The sequence below is a fragment of the Microbispora sp. NPDC088329 genome (assembly GCF_040685655.1).
GTDB lineage: Bacteria > Actinomycetota > Actinomycetes > Streptosporangiales > Streptosporangiaceae > Microbispora.
Genome location: NZ_JBFBIP010000036.1, coordinates 1 through 16,132, shown reverse-complemented (window position 1 = coordinate 16,132; position 16,132 = coordinate 1). Strand labels below are relative to the sequence as shown.

The window sequence follows — 16,132 nt, the reverse complement described above, 5'->3', positions numbered from 1 at the left end:
CCCATAGCTTCCGGTTACTCAAAGTAGTTGTGGAAACACTCTCTGTCATCGTCGTCAGAGAGGGATCGGCATGAGCGGGCAGAACGAACAGCAGATCGCGGAAGCGCTCCGGGCCGCGCCGCCCATCATCCTTGCTCCTGGCCCCAAGGAGCCTCCCACCCAGATCCCGCCGGTGCCCAACGATGTCTGGGCTCTGCCCGGTGGCACCGCCTGGGTGTACTACGGGCAGGGCAACCGCGCCCTGACCGCACCCGTGATCATGGCCGACGGCTTCAACACGGGACCCAGCACGCCCGAGTTCTCCTGGAACGCCCTGGAGTTCAGCGGATTCCCGCTCCTCAGCGAACTGCGCAAGCGCGGCAAGGACGTCGTCCTGCTCGGTTTCACCGAGCGAAGCGCATCGATCCTGGACAACGCCGAAGCCGCCATCGCCGCGATCCGGGAGGCGATCGCGCGGCGGCAGGGCGGCCATCCGCTCACCGTCGGCGGCTTCAGCATGGGCGGCCTGGTCACCCGATACGCCCTGGCCAGGATGGAAAGCCAGGAGAGGACGGACCACCAGACGGAGCTGTACTTCTCCTACGACAGCCCGCACCGCGGTGCGTGGGTGCCCATCGCGCTGCAAGCGTTCGCGCACTACATCCGCCGGCTCGACAGCCGGTTCTCCGACCAGATGAACAGCCCGGCCGCGCGTCAACTGCTGTGGCAGCACATCGAAGGATGGCAGGACGAGCCCGACACCGACGAGGAGCGCAAGGAGTTTCTCGCCGCGCTGGAGCTCGTCGGCAACTGGCCGCGCAGGCCCCGGCTGATCGGCGTCGCCAACGGCGTCGGCTCAGGCCAGGGCAACGGCATCACGCCCGGCCAGACCGCCCTGCGCGGCAAGGGCCTGGCCATCACCGGCACCGACCTGCGCACCCAGGCGACGGGCGACGACTCGCTCGTCGCCGCTCTTCGGGTCGTGACCGCGCAGCGCCCGGAGATCCGCACCACGGACCTGCCCGATATCGACGGCGCCCCCGGCGGCATGCTGGAGGGCTTCGGCATCCTCGCCGACGCGCTCAACACGTTCACCGGCCTCGGCATGGGCGTGGACAACCCGATCCGCTCGCACTGCTTCGTCCCGGCGGTCAGCGCCGTCGCCATTCGCGACATCGCCACCAACGACGATCTGTACGCCCGCATCGACAGCCTTCCTGCCGACGCCAGCGAACTGGACGAATTCACGCTCGCGTCCCAGAACGAGGGGCACACCGCGATCACCCAAGAGCTCGGCACCTGGATCCTCGACCGGCTTCCTTAGGTGGTCGCTCGCGTGGCCAGGCCCCGAAGGTGACGTTCACTCCGCCGCGGCCGCCTGCGACAGCACGTCGAGAAGGCGCTCGGGCGTGCCGGCGACGGCGATGACGCCGGGAGCGGCGAACTCGGCCGCCTGGCCGAAGCCCCACGTCACCGCGACGCACCGCACCCGGCACTCGGCCGCGCCGGCGACGTCCTCCCCGCGGTCGCCGATCATGACGGTCGCCTCGGGCGGGGCGCCGAGGACGTCGAGGGCGTGGCGGATGACGTCCGCCTTGTGCCGCCGGGATCCGTCGAGCGTCGCTCCGGCCACGTACGCGAAGAAGCCGTCGAGCCCGAAATGCATCAGGATCTTCTCGGCGTAGACGGCCGGTTTCGACGTGGCCACCGCCAAGGTCCAGCCGCCGGCGACGAGAGCCTCCAGCACGGCGGGGATTCCCGCGATGACCTCGTTCTCGTACATCCCGGCCGCGGTGTAGCGCTCCCGGTACGCGCGCACGGCGTCATCGACACGCTCCCGCGGCACGCCGAGCCGGAGGAAACCGTCCTGGAGGGGAGGGCCGATCATGGCGCGGAGCTGCTCGTGCTTCACCTCGGGAAACCCGATCGCGGACAGGGCGTACCGCATCGAACCGACGATGCCGGTCTCGGGATCGGTCAGCGTGCCGTCGAGGTCGAAGAGGCAGTAGCGCGTCACTTACGGCTGTCCAATCGGGGTCGCGTCCATTCGGGCGGGTGTTCAGGCGAGCACGGCGTCGAGCAGCAGGGACCCGGCGCCGAGCAGGGCGGCGTCCGGCCCCGACCGGGTGGTGGAGATCTCCAGGTCGCGGGTGGCCAGCGGCAGGCACCGTTCGTACACCGCCGCGCGGATCGAGGCGATCAGCGGCTCGGCCGGCGACAGGCTGCCGCCTACGACGATCGCGTCGGGGTTGATGAAGTTGACCAGCACGGTGAGCACCTCGCCGATGAGCCGGCCGGCGTTGCGCACCAGGGCGGTGGCCTCGGGGACTCCGTCCTCGACCAGCGCGACGACGTCGGCGGGCCGCCGAACCTCGATGCCCTGCTCGTTGAGCACGCCCATGAGCGCCGCGCCGCTGGCGTAGGCCTCCAGGCAGTCGTCGTGCCCGCAGGAGCAGGTGACCGACGAGTCGCTCCTGACCCGCACGTGGCTGATGTCTCCGGCGGCGCCGCGCCCCCGGTGCAGCGCGCCGTTCACGATGACGCCGCAGCCGATGCCGCTGCCGGCCTTGAGCACCATCAGCGTCTCGCACTTCGGCCATGACCTGGCCTCTCCCGCCGCCATGAGGTTGGCGTCGTTCTCCACCAGGACGGGCAGGTCGAAGTGCGCGCCGAGGCGCTCGGCGACGGGGAAGTTGTTCCAGCCGGGCATGCGCGAGGGCGCGACGACCCGGCCGGTCGCCGGGTCCACAGGACCGGGTATGCCCGTGCCGACCCCGCGCAGCGGGACCCCGGGCGGGCCGTGCGCGGCCAGCAGGTCCTCGAACGCGGCCGCCATCCAGTCGATGGTCGCGTCGGGCCCCGCCAGGATGTCGCAGGGACGCTCCTCGACCACCAGCGGGGTGCCGCTGAGGTCGAGGAGGCCGAGCCGCGCGTGGTGCGCGCCGAGGTCGGCGACCGCGAGCAGTCCCGCACCGGGGCTGAGCCGCAGCCGCCGGGGTCGCCGGCCGCCGCGCGAGGTGCCCGCGCCCTCCTCCACCAGCAGCCCGCTGCCGATCAGTTCTTCGACGCGGAGCGAGACGCTGGAGGCCGCCAGGCCGGACAGGCGGGCGAGCTCGGCCCGCGACTCGGCGTGGCCGGCGGCGACGAGGCGCAGGAGATCGCCCTGCGCCCCCCGCACCGGCAACCTCTCTTTGCCTGGCATGGAGGAAGGAATACCACGACTTTACTTTCTGCGCCAACGCGTTGACTTCGCTCAGAATCATCCATTACGGTCCGCCATATCTTCGATTTCGAAGGAAGTTGGCGATGATTCGGGTACGAGGCCTCAACAAGTGGTTCGGTGAGCATCACGTGCTGCACGACGTCGACCTCGACGTGGCGCGCGGCGAGGTCGTGGTGGTCATCGGGCCCTCCGGGTCCGGCAAGTCGACGTTGTGCCGGTGCCTCAACCGGCTGGAGGCGGCGGACTCGGGCGAGGTCCTCGTCGACGGCGTCCCCGTGCCCGAGGAGGGCCGCGCGCTGGCCCGGCTGCGGGCCGACGTCGGGATGGTCTTCCAGAACTTCAACCTCTTCCAGCACAAAAGCGTGCTGGAGAACGTGATGCTCGCGCCGATGAAGGTGCGCGGCGTGAGCCGCGCCGAGGCCGAGCGGACCGCCCACGAGCTGCTGGCCCGGGTCGGCATCGCCGAGCAGGCCGGCAAGCAGCCCGCACGGCTGTCGGGCGGGCAGCAGCAGCGCGCCGCCATCGCCCGCGCGCTCGCCATGCGGCCCAAGGTCATGCTCTTCGACGAGCCCACCTCGGCGCTCGACCCGGAGATGGTCGGCGAGGTCCTCGACGTGATGACGGGCCTGGCCGCCGACGGCATGACCATGGTCGTCGTCACTCACGAGATGGGGTTCGCGCGCCGCGCGGCCGACCGCGTGGTGTTCATGGACGGCGGCCGGATCGTCGAGACGGGAGAGCCGAACGCCTTCTTCGACTCGCCCCGCACCGATCGGGCCAGGGACTTCCTGGCCAAGGTACTCACGCACTGATCGCAAAGGATGGTGGACCCCGATGGTGTCCATTAAGCGGGTGGCCGCTGTCGCCGCCGTGGCGATGGCCGGCCTGACGGCCTGTGCCGGGACGGATTCGGCGAGCTCCGCCGTGCCGGGCGCGGCCGCGAGCGAGGGCGGCGGGAGCGGCGTGCTCGCGAACGCGCCGGTGGCCGCCGCCGCCGACATCCTGCCCGGCTCGACGATGGAGAAGATCAAGCAGCGCGGCGAGCTGATCGTCGGGGGCTCGCTCGACGCGCCGCTGCTGTCCCAGCAGAACCCCGCCACCGGCGAGGTGGAGGGCTTCGACGCCGACCTCGGCAAAGCGCTGGCCAAATACATCATCGGGCAGCCGAAGGTGAAGATCGTCAACTCGGCGTCCGAGACCCGCGAGGCGCTGCTGAGCAACGGCACCGTGGACGTGGTCTTCCAGACCTACACGATCACTCCGGAGCGGGCCGAGCAGGTCGCCTTCGCCGGTCCCTACTACTCCTCGGGCCTGTCCATCGCGGTCAAGAAGGGCACGACGGGGATCTCCTCGCCGCAGGACCTGAACGGCAAGACCGTCATCGCCGGGGCCAACACCCCCGCAATCCCCGAGATCAAGAAGCTCGCGCCGCAGGCGAAGATCATCACCTTCGGCGGCGACCCCGAGTGCGTCCAGGCGCTCAAGCAGGACCGCGGCGTCGCCTACGTCCAGGACGAGACGCTGCTCGTCGCCGACGCCAAGAAGGACCCCGAGCTGCAGGTCGTGACCAAGCCGTTCACCCAGGACCCGTACGGCATCGGCCTCAGGCACGGCGACGACCAGTTCAAGTCGTTCGTCAACGACTGGCTGAAGAAGATCCAGGCCAACGGCGTCTGGCAGGGCATCTGGAAGAACTCCCTCGGCACGGTCGTGCAGGGCGAGGCCCCCACGCCGCCCGAGATCGGTTCTGTGCCGGGTTCCTGATGTCGGCACTCTTTGATCACCTGCCCGAGTTCTGGCAGGGGCTGGTCGTGACCCTCCAGATGACCGCGGCGTCGTTCGTCGGCGCCGCGGCCGTGGGGCTCGTGATCGTGGCGATGCGGGTCGGGCCGGTCCCGGTGCTGCGCACGGTCGCGACCGTCTACGTCGAGACCCTGCAGAACCTCCCGCTGCTCGTGCTGCTCGTGCTCGCGGTCTTCGGCCTGCCCGAGATCGGGCTCACGGCCGGCCTGACCACCACGGCCATCGTGGTGATCGCGCTGTACGAGGGCGCCTACATCGCCGAGGCCCTCCGTTCGGGCGTCAACGCGATCTCCGCCGGTCAGGGCGAGGCGGCCCGTGCCCTGGGGCTGACGTTCGGCCAGTCGCTGCGCCACGTCGTGCTGCCCCAGGCGCTGCGCACCGTCGTGCAGCCGATCGGCAACATCTTCATCGCGCTCACGATGAACACCTCGCTCGCGGCGGCCGTGGGCGTGGTCGAGCTGACCGCCGCCGCCAACCGGGTGAACCTGCTGGAGGCGCAGCCCATCCCGATCTTCGTGGGGGCGGGCCTGGCGTACGCGGCGATCGCGGCCTGCGCCGGGTTCGTGACCGGGCGGCTCGAACGGCGGCTGGCGGTGGCGCGGTGAGCAACCTGCTGTTCGACGAGCCGGGCCCGCGCGCCCGCCGCCGCATCCGCCTGGCCACCGTCGCGGGCGTGGTGGTGCTGCTCGCCCTGCTGGCCCTGGCCGTGCGCCAGTTCGCCGCCAACGGGCAGCTCGCCGCCGAGCGCTGGCAGCCGTACGCGACCTGGCCGATGTGGCGCTACCTGCTCGGCGGGCTGTGGTCCACCGCCCTGGCCGCCGTCGTGTCGGCCGCGCTCGCGATGGCGGCCGGGATCGCCCTCGCGCTCGGACGGCTGTCGCGGCGCCGCTGGGTCCGCCTGCCGGCCGCCGCGTACGTCGAGGCCGTGCGGACGATCCCGGCGCTGCTGCTGGTCTACCTCGTGCTGTTCGCGCTGCCGAGGTACGGCCTGGACCTCCCGCTGTTCTGGAAGCTCGTGGTGCCGCTGGCCGTGTCCAACGCGGCGGCGTTCGCCGAGATCTTCCGGGCCGGGATCAGGTCCGTCGAGCGGGGACAGGGGGAGGCCGCCCTGGCCCTCGGGCTCACCCACGGGCAGTCGATGCGGCTGGTCGTGCTGCCGCAGGCGGCCCGCCGGGTGCTGCCCTCGATCGTCAGCCAGTCGGTCGGCCTGCTGAAGGACACCTCACTCGGCTTCGTCGTCAGCTACGCCGAGCTGCTCTACAGCGGCAAGGTCCTGGCCAACTACAACGGCCTGCTCATCCAGACGTACATCGTCGTCGCGCTGGTCTACCTCGTGGTCAACGCGTCGCTGTCCGCGCTCGCCCGTTCCCTCGACCGCCGGGGCAGGGGCGGGACGCGCAGGAGGAAGAACACCCGTGTCCCTCGCTGAATACGCCCCGCTCGCGGAGGTCGTGCGATCCGGTTTCGTGGAGAGCGTCCACTTCGGCAGCGCGGTCGCGCTGTCGGCGGGCGGGGAGGTCGCCGTCGCGCGCGGCCCGGTGAACGCGCCGGTGCTGCCGCGCTCGTCGGCCAAGCCGTTCCAGGCGCTCGCCTGCCTGCTCGCCGGGGCCCACCTGCAGGGTCCCGCGCTCGCGATCGCCGCCGGCAGCCACACGGGGGAGGACTTCCACGTGCGGCTCGTGGCCGAGATCCTCGGCGGGGCCGGGCTCGCCTTCGGCGACCTGCGCTGCCCGCCCGACTGGCCCGAGGACGAGACCGCCCGGCAGGGCCTGGTGCTGGCGGGCCTCGGGCCGTCGCGGGAACGGATGAACTGCTCGGGCAAGCACGCCGCGATGCTCGCCGCCGCCGTGGCCGCGGGCGCGCCCACGGCCACCTACCTCGACCCCGGCCACTTCGTGCAGGAGCGGGTCAGGTCGGTGGTGGAGGAACTGTCGGGGGAGAAGGCCGCGCACGTCGCCGTCGACGGCTGCGGCGCGCCGCTGTTCGGGATCTCGCTGACGGGCCTGGCCCGCGCCGTACGCGCCATGGTCGTGTCCGCGCCGGGGACGCCGCCGCGCGCGGTCGCCGACGCGATGCGCACGCATCCGGAGTACGTCGGCGGGACCGGGCACGTGAACACCCGCCTGATGCGGGCGCTGCCCGGCGCCGTGGTGAAGGGCGGCGCCGAGGGTGTGCTGGTCGTGGCGCTCGCCTCCGGGCACGCGGCGGCCGTCAAGGCGATCGACGGCGGCCCCCGGGCGACGACGGCCGTCGCGCTCGCCGCACTGCGGGCCGCGGGCGCGGACGTCTCGGCGGCGGCCGAGTTCACGACCGTTCCCGTGCTGGGCGGGGGAGCTCCGGTCGGCGAGATCAGCGCTGTTTTCTGAGTGGCCGTTTTCTGAGTGGCGGTTTTCTAGGGGAGACGATGAACCTGACGTATGAGATCTGCATCGACAGCACGGCCGGGGCGCTGGCCGCCGAGCGGGCGGGCGCGCACCGCGTCGAGCTGTGCGCCGCGCTGTTCGAGGGCGGCCTGACTCCCACCCTGGGCACGGTCGAGGCCACGCTCGCCGCGGTCTCCTCGATCCGGGTCCACGTGATCATCCGGCCGCGCGGCGGCGACTTCGTCTACGACGAGCACGAGGTCGCGGCGATGGCCCGCGACGTGGCGGCCGTACGCGACGCCGGGGCGCAGGGCGTCGTGATCGGCGCGCTCACCCCGGCGGGGGAGGTGGACGTCGAGGTGTCCAAGCGGCTGATCGAGGCCGCCGGAGGGCTCTCGGTCACCTTCCATCGGGCCTTCGACATGACGGCCGATCCGTTCGCCGCGCTGGAGACGCTGGCGGGGCTTGGGATCGACCGGGTGCTCACCTCAGGTCAGGACAGCTCGGCGCTGGAGGGCGCGCCGCTGATCGCCGAACTGGCCGAGCGGGCCGGCGACCGGCTGGTCGTCATGCCCGGTGGCGGCATCACCCCGCGGAACGTGGGCCGGGTGGTCGCGGCGACCGGGGCGAGGGAGATCCACTTCGCCGCCCTCGTGGACGAGCCCAGCCCGGCCGTCCACCGCAACCCGTACCCCTTCATGGGCGGTGAGCTGCGCCAGCCCGAATATGTCCGCAGGGTCACCTCGCCCGCCCTGGTCTCGGAGGTGATCGCCGCCGCCCGCGGCTGAAGCCGGGCCGCATCGCGGTGACCCGCGGGCAGGAGGGGTAGACCCGTGGGCGGGGGGTGAGGCCGATGGCCACGCCGGAGCGGAGCCGGCCCCATCCGGGGCCCGAGGAGGGCGTGCGGCACGGCCGGTTGTCCGCCCGCCCCGTGGCCGTCGCGCGAGCGGCGTCCTCTCCCGAACCGGGGGTGCACCGCCTGGACGGGCGCGCCCTGTTCTCCGTGCCGCACGCTCAGGGCGCGGGGCCGTCCGTGCTCGCCGTCGTGCTGCATGGCGCGGGCGGCACCGCGGAGCAGGCGCTGGAGTGGCTGCTTCCGCAGGCCGAGGATCTCGGCGTGCTGCTGCTCGCGCCGCAGGCCGTCTCCGCCACCTGGGACGTCATCGTCGGCGGGTACGGCGCGGACGTCTCCAGGATCGACGCCGCACTGGAGGAGGCGTTCTCCCGCGCGGCCGTCGACGTCGGCGGGGTGGCCGTGGCCGGTTTCTCCGACGGCGCCTCCTACGCGCTGTCGCTGGGGCTGGCCAACGGCGACCTGTTTCACGCCGTGCTCGCGTTCTCTCCGGGGTTCATGGCGCCGATGATCCGGCACGGCCGTCCCCGGATCTTCGTCTCGCACGGCACCTCCGACCGGGTGCTGCCCATCGACCACTGCAGCAGGCGGCTCGTCCCGCAGCTGCGGGACAGCGGCTACGAGGTGACGTACGAGGAGTTCCCCGGCGGGCATCAGGTGCCGCCGCGGACGGCCGCCGCCGCCGTCCGCTGGTGGGTCCTGGGTCGCGGCGCCGGCGACGTCAGCCCGGGGTAGCGGTGTGCTTGAACGGCCACCAGTTCCGCTCGCCGAGCATCATCGCGAGAGCGGGGACGAGCAGGGCTCGGACGAGGAAGGTGTCGGCGAGCAGGCCCAGGGTGACCACGAAGCCGATCTGAAACAGCGCCTCCATCGGAAGCACCATCAACGTCGCGAAGGTGGCGGCGAGCACGAGGCCGGCGGAGGTGATCACGCCGCCGGTTCGCTCGAGGGCCTCCGTCACCGCGCGGCGGGTCTCGTGCTGTCGACGCCGCTCACTGATCCGGCTGAGGAGAAACACGTTGTAGTCGACGCCCAGGGCGACGAGGAAGATGAACGCGTATATCGGCAGATTCGGGTCTGAGGCCGGTTGGCCCAGGAGGTGGGTGAAGATGAGGGAACCGACGCCGAGGGCGAAGCCGAAGGAGAGGATCACGGTCGCGATCACGTAGAGCGGCATCACCACCGCGCGCAGGAGCACAGCGAGGACGACGAGGATCAGGGCAAGGCTGATCGGGACGATCAGCCTGGTGTCACGGCCGAGCGCCTGGCGGGCATCGTAGTTCTCCGCCACGGTCCCGCCGATCAGGATGGTGTGGCCGTCGGCCGCGCGTTCAGCGATTTCGCGCAGCACTGGGACGGTGTCGGTGGACTGCTCCGAGAACGGATCCATCCGCAAGTCCGCGTCGAAGATGAGCAAGTCCTCCGCGGATCTTCGCCGGCCCTGCGCCTCCGCGCCCAGGGAGTCGCCGTCCGCCCCGACCGACCTCGCCACCGCGTGCATGCCGGCGACGGGTGTGTGCGTGCCTTCGGTGAGAGCGCTCTGGACCTTCCCGCCCACCTCGTCGGCGACGACGATGCGAAGCGGCGCCGCCCGGCCGGGGACGAAGTGGTCGCGGATCACCTGCTGGCCGAGGACCGAGTCCGGCGCCTCGCGGAAGGACTCGGAGAAGTCGAGCGCCGGACGCCCGCCGATGCCGGCCAGCGTGCCCGCGGCGAGGACGGCGGTGATCGCCACGGCGATCACTCTCGGGCGGGCGTGAACGAGGCCCGCGACGCGCCCCCAAAACGTGACCAAAGGTGCGGACTCGGGCTCGGGGCGGGGAATCGCGGGCCAGAACGCCCGTCGGCCGAGGGCGGTGAGCACCGCGGGCAGGAGCGTCAGGCCGGCACAGACCATGATCGCGACACCGAGGGCGAGGATCGGGCCCATCTCGCGCGTGGCGTTGAAGTCGGCGAGGGCGAGGACCATCATCGCGCCGACGACGATCGCTCCGGCGGAGACGATCGCCGGGGCGGTGCGCTGGGCGGCGGCGACCATCGCCTCCTCGACGTCCCGCGTCCGGCGCAACTCGTCGCGAAACCGCGCCACGATCAGCAGACAGTAGTCGGTGCCCGCACCGAACATCAGCACGACCATGATCGAGGTCGTCTGGCCGCTGACCGCGGTGAGGCCGACGGCGACAAGGCCGTAGGCCAGGCCGGCGGTGACGAGATAGGAGAGGGCGACGACTGCCAGCGGTACCAGAGCAACCAGCGGTGAGCGGTAGGTCGCGAGCAGCAGGAGCAGCAGTACGGCGATCGTCACTGCCAAAAGGGTCCCGTTGATCCCTTCGAACGCGGCTTGCCGATCGGCCTCGAAGCCGGCACGGCCGGTCACGAAGGCCCTCAATCCGCTCGCGTCGCCGGCGGCCGACGGGACTACCTCGCGGATCGCCGCGACCGCCTGCTCGATGTCGGGCGTCGAGTCATCGGTCATCAGGACCGTGCTCAAGATGACGGTGTCGTCGGGTGAGGTGAGTAGCGAAGCCCCCGGGCTCATGTCGAGCGGATCGGTCTCGCCGCACGCGCGTTGGTACGGGGTGGCGACCATGGTCAGGTTCGGGATCGCGCCGGACCGGCACAGCGCGAGGGCGTCGGCGTCCGCGCGCCGTCCGTCGTCCGCGGTGATCCCACTCTCGCGGAAATAGGCGATCACCGCCGCTGTCTCGCTGCCGCGCCGGAACCGCTCGTCGATGATCCGCTTTACCGCCGCCGACTCCGATCCCCGGACGAGGAAGGTCTCGCTCTCGTCGTCGGCCTGCTCGCTGAGTTTGGCGTGTAGCGGCACCGCGAGCATCGCGAGCGCAAGCCACACCGCGATGACGACCCACCGTGACCGCCGACCGGCGGCGATCGCGGAAGCCCTGGTGAGAGGTCGCATCGGGTCGCCGGCCTTAGAGCCCACCACCGACCCCTTCTATATGGCTGACGACGCCATGCGCGATGTAGACGTAGATCCTCGTCGGGTCGATCTCTATCGGCACGGGCCGGCTCTTGCCGTCCTCGCGAGAAACGACGATTTCGCAGCGGTGACGGGCCGCCTTCTCACGCGCCTCGGCGAGCTCCAAGCCGAGCAGCTCCGCCGTGTCGAAGGCGTTCTCCGCGGGCTTGTACTGGTTGACGCCCCCGTTCTGCCCGGTCTCCACCATCGGGCATTGGAGCGCGGTCAGGTCGCGTCCCCGCGTCTTCGCCTCCCCGGAATCGTCGCTACAGCCCGTCAGAGCCAGTGCTCCGACGGCGATCGAAACTGTGGCCGCAGCGACGCTGAGAAGCCGCCGGTGAACCGTCTGCCCGCTCATAGCGGGGACGCTAACCGACGAAACCGTCTCGTTCAAGAGAACTAATGCCTCGGGCAAACAAAACGACTGCACCTTCGGGGCTGACTTTTTCGTGTACGTGGAGAAAGTCCTTGACACATGGACAAAAGGCGCAGACGCTACGTCTAACCTCAGGCGGTCGAACCACATCGCTCCGGCCGCGGGGCTGGTCGCCGCCGCATTGGGAGAGGAAGTGAGTGGTATGCGGAACGCCGCGCCGCCCGCGCGGAGTGTGAGGCGTTCTTTAACCGCGCTGACTGCGGTCGCTCTTGGGGCTCAGATGCTCGCCCCGGCGACCACTGCCCAAGCGAAGAGCACCCACCTGCCGGCTGCTGCCCCGGTGACGAGCGCCGGGCCGGCCAATCAAGGCTTCCTCGCGGCTCCTGCCAAGGAGGAGGACGGCAAGAGGGTCCTCATCTATACCGGCACGACCGGGTACCGGCACGCGGAGGCGATCGACAACGGGCGCCCAGTGGTGCAGGCCGCTCTCAAGGCCGCAGGCTACGAGGTCGACTGGGAGGACTGCGACAACAACGGTGGCGGCACGAACAACTGCGACAACCCGAACAAGAACCCCCGGATCTTCACCGACGACAACCTGGCCCGATACAGCGCGATCCTGTTCCTCAACGCATCGTGGTCATGGGCCGGCGGCGGCCGGACCGGACCGCTCCTGGACCAGGCCCAGCGCGATGCGTTGATCCGCTTCACTCAGAACCGCGGCGGGATCGCGGCCGTGCACAACATGACCGACGCCGGCGCCGGCGCGTCCGTGTGGGACTGGTGGGACGGCGGGCCGGACAGCGTCATCGGCACGACGATGACCGCCCACTCGAATGGGTCGGCGACCGGCAACGCCGCGACCGTCCAGGTCGCCGACCACAACCACCTCTCCACCAAAGACCTGCCCGACACCTACCAGCTCGCCGACGAGCACTACAACTTCGTCCGCAGCGTCCGGGGCACCCACCACGTGCTCGAGACCTTCGACGAGCGCACCTACAACACCGGCAGCCAGAAAATGGGCCAGGACCACCCCACGACGTGGTGCAAGCTCTACGACGGCGACAGGGTCAAGGACGGCACCGCCACCCCGCGGTCCTACAACGACGGACGGACCTGGGTGACCTCGCAGGGTCACTTCGGCGTGCGGTACAGCGAGAACGGCGGCGACAACCCGCTGGTCAAGCAGATCGTCGGAGGGGTGCGCTGGGTCGCCGGCGAGGGAAACAAGACCGACTGCTCGGGCACCGTGTGGTCGAACTTCACCCGCACGACCCTGGTCGACAACGCGAACGGCCCGATGGCTCTCGACGTGGCGGCGGACGGCAAGCTCTACTGGACCGAGATCGGCCCCACAACGGGCTACCAGTCCCAGGGCTACGTGAAGATGCACGATCCGAACGGCCCGCCGAACAACTCGACCACGGTCGCGACGATCCCGACCCGCGCCGACCACGGCAACTCCGAGGACGGCGTGCTGGGGATGAGCCTGGAGCCGGGCTTCGACCTGTCGAACCCGAACAAGCGCGACATCTACGTCTACTACTCCCCGCGCAACCCCGACTGGCCGACCACGGGCAACCAGCAGACGGTCGGTTACAACCTGATCAGCCGCTTCACGCTGAACGAGGCCGGCACCGCGTTCGTGCCCGCCCCGGCGGGCGGAGCCGCCGACCCGGCACATCCATACGATGAGCGGCAGATCCTGCGCGTGCCCAAGGCGAAGATCTCGGGCAACCCCTCAGGCTTCCCGGGTGGCCCCACCGACAACGGCCCCGGCCATGTCGGCGGCGCGAGCCTGGTGTTCGACTCCGAAGGCAACCTCTACCTCGGCGTCGGCGACGACACCTCCCCGAACGCGCCCGGCCACAACGGCTACCCGCCGATGGACCATCGCGCCTCCGAGCGCTGGGATGCGCGCAAGACGGCGGCCAACACCGCCGACCTGCGCGGCAAGATCCTGCGCATCAAACCGATCGAGGACATTCCGCCTCCGGTCTCAGGGAGCGCCCCCGACCCCGGCCTGGACAAGACCTACACGGTTCCGAAGGGCAACATGTTCCCGCCGGGGACCCCGAAGACCCGTCCGGAGATCTATGCCATGGGCTTCCGGCAGCCCTTCACGGTGCACACCGACCCCGCCAACCCGGGTACGGTCGTCGTCGGCGAGTACTGCCACGACAACACGGTGGACCAGGCCAACCGCGCCCCGGCCGGCACCTGCGAGTGGGATCTGGTCGACGAGCCCGGCTTCCAGGGCTGGCCGTTCTGCGTCGGCGACAACTCGAAGACCAACACCACGTGGCGCTGGAACTACGAGACCAACTCCTCGACCGGTCAGCAGTACGACTGCTCGCTCGACAAGATCCCGGCCGACCTCGCCTGGGCTCCGCCTGGCGGCAAGAATTCGCAACCCACGTTCCAGGGCCTCGATGAAATTCCAGGCCCCGCCAAGTCGGCGACGATCTGGCGCAAGTACCCCGGCAACCCGGGCGGTCAGGATCCGATGGCCTTCGGCGACCTGGGCCCCGGGGGCATGCAGCCGGTCACCGGCCCGGTCTACCGATACAAGGACAGCTACGGTCCCGGCGCCTTCCCGCCCTACTACGACGGCTCGTGGCTGATCACCAACCGTGGCGCCGACAACGGGTTCTGGAAGGAGGTCCGCCTGCGGGAGGACAACAACCAGATGCTCCGGGTCAACGACTGGCTGCCGGTCAACCACTTCGGCACGCCGAACAGCAGCTTCGTGATCCCGACCAGGTTCGGGCCCGACGGCGCCCTCTACATGGGGCGCTGGACCTTCGGCTGCTGCCGCAACCAGATCAACTCCACGATGAAAATGGAGCTGGTCAAGATCGAGTTCAAGCCCTCCACCACGTGCGCGGAGGACACCCAGGCACCGACGGTGTCGCACCAGATCGAGGGCCGGGCCCACCCCAGCCAGCAGAACACCTACATCGACTCGGCCACGCTCAAACTCACCGCCAACGATGTCGGTTGTGCCGGCGTGGAAAAGACCGAGTACCGCGTCAACGGCGGAGCGTGGACCGCCTACGACGCGCCGGTTCCGTTCAAGAGCCCGGGGAAGTACACGGTCGACTACCGGGCCACCGATTACTCCGGGAACACATCCAACCCGCAGAGTGCCGTCTTCACGGTGCTCGACGGCGGCAGGACGCTCCCCACGACGTGCGACATCTTCGCCTCGGGCACGGGGTGGAGTCCCGGTAACTGCGAGATCACCCGCGGTGGCACCGTCACCTGGCACTTCAACGTGCCGGATGCGGGAATGCCGCACGATGTCTGGCTCGTGCCGCCCGGCGGCAATCCGGACCCGAACGGCGGCGACATCTTCGAGGTCACCAAGGGCGCTGTCTCGCCGGGAGGTCCGCCGGTCTCCTACACCTTCGATCGGGAGGGGACCTGGACGGTCATCTGCAGGCTCCACTCCGGCTTCGACGGCAAGAAGTGGGCAGGCATGGTCGCGACGGTCACGGTCGGCGGAGGGGCCAAGGGTGTCTACACCATCGCCCCGAAGCACAGCGGCAAGTACGTCACGCCGCAGGACGCCTCGACCGCCGATGACGCCAAGATCGTTCAGATGAGTGCGACGGAGGGCAGCGAGCAGCAGTGGGAGGCCATTCCCTTCACCGCGGGCGCCTATCAGCTCAAGAACGTCAAGAGCGGCAAGTGCCTTGACGTGCCGGCCGGTTCGACCGCGACGGGCACCCAGCTCGTCCAGTACTCCTGCCATCCCGACGGACACAAGGACCAGGTCAACCAGCGGTTCTATCTCATCCCATCCGGAGACGCCTACCAGGTCAATTCGGCGGTGAGCGGCCTGTGCCTCGACATCAACGGCAATTCCAAGGCCGACGGCGCCGCGTTGATCCAGTGGACCTGCAGCAACGCCGACAACCAGCGGTTCGGCTTCACCCCGGTTTCCTCTCCCGGCGTTCCGCTGACCGTGACCGCCTCGTCCCGCTGCGTGGGCACGTCGGCGTACGTGGCGGTGACGGCCGTCAACGACGGCGACGCGCCGGCCACGATCGAGCTGAACACCCCGTTCGGCACCAAGACCGTGGCCGACGTGGCCCCGGGCAAGCAGGCCTACCAGTCCTTCAACGCGCGGGCCGGACAGATCGGCGCGGGCAAGGTGACTGTTAAGGGGACCGCGACGATCGGCGGCAAGCAGGTCACCTCGACCTACGACGCCGCCTACAACGCGATCAGCTGCGCCTGACCGCCGTACCGAACAGAACCAACCGGGGCCGGCCGACTGGACGATTGGCCGGCCGGCCCCGCCCCCATGCCTCCCCAAAGATGGAGTCATCACGTGAAGACCAAGAGAACCGCTCAGATACTGGCCGTGTCGGTGCTCGGCCTGGTGCTTTCGGGTGTGGCCGGTCCCGCGACGGCGGCCGACGGACCCGGCGACGGCTCTGGCGACGGCGTCGACGTGTCGGTGAAGATCGAGCCCACGACCACGCCCGGTCAGCTGTCGATGACGGTGGCCGACAACAACGGGGTGTCCCTGACGGAGAACGGC

General features: G+C 70.3%; 14 protein-coding genes. 10 read left to right on the top strand and 4 right to left on the bottom strand.

Features of this window, described 5'->3' with window-relative positions; all coding sequences use genetic code 11:
- Window positions 1-70 precede the first annotated feature (70 nt).
- The gene (locus AB0O28_RS37835) at window positions 71-1,303 is read left to right on the top strand and encodes a hypothetical protein (RefSeq protein WP_363647479.1); all 1,233 of its coding nucleotides are present in this window, start codon (window positions 71-73) and stop codon (window positions 1,301-1,303) included.
- A gap of 36 nt (window positions 1,304-1,339) precedes the next feature.
- Here AB0O28_RS37835 and AB0O28_RS37830 read toward each other — a convergent pair whose 3' ends face one another.
- Complete coding sequence (locus AB0O28_RS37830) at window positions 1,340-1,996, bottom strand: HAD hydrolase-like protein (RefSeq protein ID WP_363647477.1); 657 nt, start codon at window positions 1,994-1,996, stop codon at window positions 1,340-1,342.
- 42 nt (window positions 1,997-2,038) lie between these two features.
- The gene (locus AB0O28_RS37825; RefSeq protein ID WP_363647475.1) at window positions 2,039-3,181 is read right to left on the bottom strand and encodes an ROK family protein; all 1,143 of its coding nucleotides are present in this window, start codon (window positions 3,179-3,181) and stop codon (window positions 2,039-2,041) included.
- A gap of 104 nt (window positions 3,182-3,285) precedes the next feature.
- Here AB0O28_RS37825 and AB0O28_RS37820 point away from each other — a divergent pair, with 104 nt between their 5' ends.
- The 7 genes from AB0O28_RS37820 (at window position 3,286) to AB0O28_RS37790 (ending at window position 8,956) form a co-directional block, all read left to right on the top strand.
- Entirely contained in the window at window positions 3,286-4,014 is a 729-nt protein-coding gene (locus tag AB0O28_RS37820) for an amino acid ABC transporter ATP-binding protein (protein WP_363647473.1), read from the top strand.
- Between the two features lie 22 nt (window positions 4,015-4,036).
- Window positions 4,037-4,966 (top strand): glutamate ABC transporter substrate-binding protein, encoded by a 930-nt coding sequence (locus tag AB0O28_RS37815; RefSeq protein ID WP_363647471.1) that lies wholly within the window; start codon window positions 4,037-4,039, stop codon window positions 4,964-4,966.
- Window positions 4,966-5,610 (top strand): amino acid ABC transporter permease, encoded by a 645-nt coding sequence (locus AB0O28_RS37810; RefSeq protein WP_363647469.1) that lies wholly within the window; start codon window positions 4,966-4,968, stop codon window positions 5,608-5,610. Before AB0O28_RS37815 ends, AB0O28_RS37810 begins: the two co-directional genes overlap by 1 nt.
- The gene (locus tag AB0O28_RS37805; RefSeq protein ID WP_363647467.1) at window positions 5,607-6,434 is read left to right on the top strand and encodes an amino acid ABC transporter permease; all 828 of its coding nucleotides are present in this window, start codon (window positions 5,607-5,609) and stop codon (window positions 6,432-6,434) included. Before AB0O28_RS37810 ends, AB0O28_RS37805 begins: the two co-directional genes overlap by 4 nt.
- Window positions 6,421-7,371, top strand: coding sequence for an asparaginase (locus tag AB0O28_RS37800; protein ID WP_363647465.1), 951 nt, complete (start codon window positions 6,421-6,423; stop codon window positions 7,369-7,371). Before AB0O28_RS37805 ends, AB0O28_RS37800 begins: the two co-directional genes overlap by 14 nt.
- Before the next feature lie 38 nt (window positions 7,372-7,409).
- Window positions 7,410-8,156, top strand: a complete 747-nt coding sequence (locus AB0O28_RS37795; RefSeq protein ID WP_363647463.1) for a copper homeostasis protein CutC — start codon at window positions 7,410-7,412, stop codon at window positions 8,154-8,156.
- Between the two features lie 65 nt (window positions 8,157-8,221).
- Window positions 8,222-8,956 (top strand): hypothetical protein, encoded by a 735-nt coding sequence (locus tag AB0O28_RS37790; protein WP_363647461.1) that lies wholly within the window; start codon window positions 8,222-8,224, stop codon window positions 8,954-8,956.
- Here AB0O28_RS37790 and AB0O28_RS37785 read toward each other — a convergent pair.
- Entirely contained in the window at window positions 8,943-11,165 is a 2,223-nt protein-coding gene (locus tag AB0O28_RS37785; protein ID WP_363647459.1) for an MMPL family transporter, read from the bottom strand. The genes AB0O28_RS37790 and AB0O28_RS37785 overlap by 14 nt on opposite strands.
- Window positions 11,155-11,559, bottom strand: a complete 405-nt coding sequence (locus AB0O28_RS37780) for a hypothetical protein (RefSeq protein ID WP_363647457.1) — start codon at window positions 11,557-11,559, stop codon at window positions 11,155-11,157. The genes AB0O28_RS37785 and AB0O28_RS37780 overlap by 11 nt, the downstream gene beginning before the upstream one ends.
- A gap of 298 nt (window positions 11,560-11,857) precedes the next feature.
- Here AB0O28_RS37780 and AB0O28_RS37775 point away from each other — a divergent pair, with 298 nt between their 5' ends.
- Complete coding sequence (locus AB0O28_RS37775; RefSeq protein WP_363647455.1) at window positions 11,858-15,826, top strand: ThuA domain-containing protein; 3,969 nt, start codon at window positions 11,858-11,860, stop codon at window positions 15,824-15,826.
- Window positions 15,827-15,919: 93 nt separating this feature from the next.
- On the top strand, window positions 15,920-16,132 hold a 213-nt coding region (locus AB0O28_RS37770), incomplete at its 3' end, for a hypothetical protein (protein ID WP_363647453.1).

What these genes read in the sequence shown, in the direction of transcription:
- AB0O28_RS37795 (WP_363647463.1), top strand. Translation starts at nt 7,410, where the DNA reads ATGAACCTGACGTATGAGATCTGCATCGACAGCACGGCCGGGGCGCTG.
- AB0O28_RS37835 (WP_363647479.1), top strand. Translation starts at nt 71, where the DNA reads ATGAGCGGGCAGAACGAACAGCAGATCGCGGAAGCGCTCCGGGCCGCG.
- AB0O28_RS37815 (WP_363647471.1), top strand. Translation starts at nt 4,037, where the DNA reads ATGGTGTCCATTAAGCGGGTGGCCGCTGTCGCCGCCGTGGCGATGGCC.
- AB0O28_RS37825 (WP_363647475.1), bottom strand. Translation starts at nt 3,181, where the DNA reads ATGCCAGGCAAAGAGAGGTTGCCGGTGCGGGGGGCGCAGGGCGATCTC.
- AB0O28_RS37820 (WP_363647473.1), top strand. Translation starts at nt 3,286, where the DNA reads ATGATTCGGGTACGAGGCCTCAACAAGTGGTTCGGTGAGCATCACGTG.
- AB0O28_RS37775 (WP_363647455.1), top strand. Translation starts at nt 11,858, where the DNA reads ATGCTCGCCCCGGCGACCACTGCCCAAGCGAAGAGCACCCACCTGCCG.
- AB0O28_RS37780 (WP_363647457.1), bottom strand. Translation starts at nt 11,559, where the DNA reads ATGAGCGGGCAGACGGTTCACCGGCGGCTTCTCAGCGTCGCTGCGGCC.
- AB0O28_RS37810 (WP_363647469.1), top strand. Translation starts at nt 4,966, where the DNA reads ATGTCGGCACTCTTTGATCACCTGCCCGAGTTCTGGCAGGGGCTGGTC.
- AB0O28_RS37790 (WP_363647461.1), top strand. Translation starts at nt 8,222, where the DNA reads ATGGCCACGCCGGAGCGGAGCCGGCCCCATCCGGGGCCCGAGGAGGGC.